This is a genomic window from Mesorhizobium sp. M7A.F.Ca.ET.027.02.1.1 (genome assembly GCF_004022985.1).
In the GTDB taxonomy this organism is placed as follows: Bacteria; Pseudomonadota; Alphaproteobacteria; order Rhizobiales; family Rhizobiaceae; genus Mesorhizobium.
Genome location: NZ_RZOL01000733.1, coordinates 1 through 1,466, shown reverse-complemented (window position 1 = coordinate 1,466; position 1,466 = coordinate 1). Strand labels below are relative to the sequence as shown.

Genomic DNA, 1,466 nt, shown 5'->3' with positions numbered 1-1,466 from the left:
TTCCTGCGCTGGCACGATCCGGCGATCCGCAAGCATCTGGGGCTGGAGAAAGCTTCGGACGCCGAGGTCTTTGCCGAAATCCGCAAGCGCAAGGACAATTTCTAGGCCCGGTAGTGTCGTCGCCATGACCAGCTCCGCAGAAATTATCGCGACGCTCGGGCTGAAGCCGCATCCGGAAGGCGGCTGGTATGCCGAGACCTTTCGCGATGGCACCGGCGGCGCGCGCGGCCATTCGACTGCCATCTATTTCCTGCTTGAGGAGCATCAGGTTTCGGCCTGGCACCGGGTCAAGGATGCCGCCGAGGTCTGGCATTTCCATGCCGGCGCACCGCTGGCGCTCTCGATGTGGGAAGAAGGCAGCGCCCTTGTAGAGCAAGTCCTCGGCATCGATCTCGCAGCCGGTGAGCGGCCTCAGATCGTCGTGCCGGCAGGCTGGTGGCAGTCGGCGCGCAGCCTGGGCGAATGGACGCTGGTCGGCTGCACCGTCGCGCCGGGCTTCGAGTTTGCCGCCTTTGAGCTGGCCGAACCCGGCTGGCAGCCGAAACAACCCTAACTCAATAAGAACCCAAATTTAGCAGGAACCCAAGTGTCGTCGCGAGCTGGGCGGCGTAGTACAGCGCCCAGACGGCGAGGCGCATCCAGGCGCGGTGGGGCGAGATGGCGGCGACAAGGAATTTCTCGGTGGCGAGCAGCCCGTCCGATACCATGAACAGCACGGCGCCACCGATCACCCACATATTGCTTGTTGTCAGCGCCGAGATGCCCATTGCCAGGATGGCGGCGATATAGACGGTGATCGGGATACGCAGGCCGGGACCGACGCGACGCCACAGCGCCGCCAGCATGATGACCACGAACACCGCCATGGCGAGCGCGATCGCACCGCGCCACGGCTCGGCGCCAAGCACTCCGCCACCGCTGCGCAGGAACAGCGCGACATAGACGATGTGGGCGACGAGAAAACTGGCCAGCCCGCCGAGAAAGGCCTTTTCGCCGTCGCGCGACAGGAAGGCGTCGCCAGCGGCGCTGAGGGCGAGCGCGGCGACCAGCAGCAGCGGGCCGCCCTGTAGCCCGCCCAGAACGGCAAGCATCGCCACGGCAAGCGTCTTTGCCGCCGAGCGGGCGAGCGTCGGCGGCATGCCTAGCGTGAACGCATAGATCATCGCCGCCGCCAGCGAAAAAATCAGTGTCGCATTGGCATTGGCGTCGATACCGCCCGCAAACGGCATCGTCATGCCCGGCTCCGCCTTTGGATGCCCCGGGCTCCGCCTTCGGATGACCCGGCTCGGCTCTCGGTCGCCGCAGGCTTGCGCAGGAACAGGGATTTTGCGGCGAGCGCCGCGCCGCCGGTGATGAGCACGCAGGCGGCGAGGATGCGCAGCGACGGCTCGGCGACGCCGGCCGCGATCAGCACCAGCGTCGACAACAGCGGTGCGGCGTAGCTTGCGGCACCCAACACCTGGATG

General features: G+C 66.4%; 3 protein-coding genes and 1 pseudogene. 2 read left to right on the top strand and 2 right to left on the bottom strand.

From position 1 onward, the window contains the following. A partial coding sequence (locus tag EN749_RS35690; protein ID WP_281061950.1) for a hydroxyacylglutathione hydrolase C-terminal domain-containing protein occupies window positions 1-105 on the top strand: 105 nt, incomplete at its 5' end. A gap of 19 nt (window positions 106-124) precedes the next feature. Next, on the top strand, window positions 125-553 hold the full coding sequence (locus tag EN749_RS35685) for a cupin domain-containing protein (protein ID WP_127399013.1): 429 nt from the start codon (window positions 125-127) through the stop codon (window positions 551-553). 1 nt (window position 554) lies between these two features. Here the strand turns inward: EN749_RS35685 and EN749_RS35680 are convergent, their stop codons facing one another. Both EN749_RS35680 and EN749_RS35675 read right to left on the bottom strand, forming a co-directional pair. Continuing rightward, on the bottom strand, window positions 555-1,235 hold the full coding sequence (locus EN749_RS35680; protein WP_128364922.1) for a lysoplasmalogenase family protein: 681 nt from the start codon (window positions 1,233-1,235) through the stop codon (window positions 555-557). Continuing rightward, window positions 1,232-1,466, bottom strand: a pseudogene (locus tag EN749_RS35675) (hypothetical protein); the annotation flags it as partial. The pseudogene EN749_RS35675 and the gene EN749_RS35680, both read right to left, overlap by 4 nt.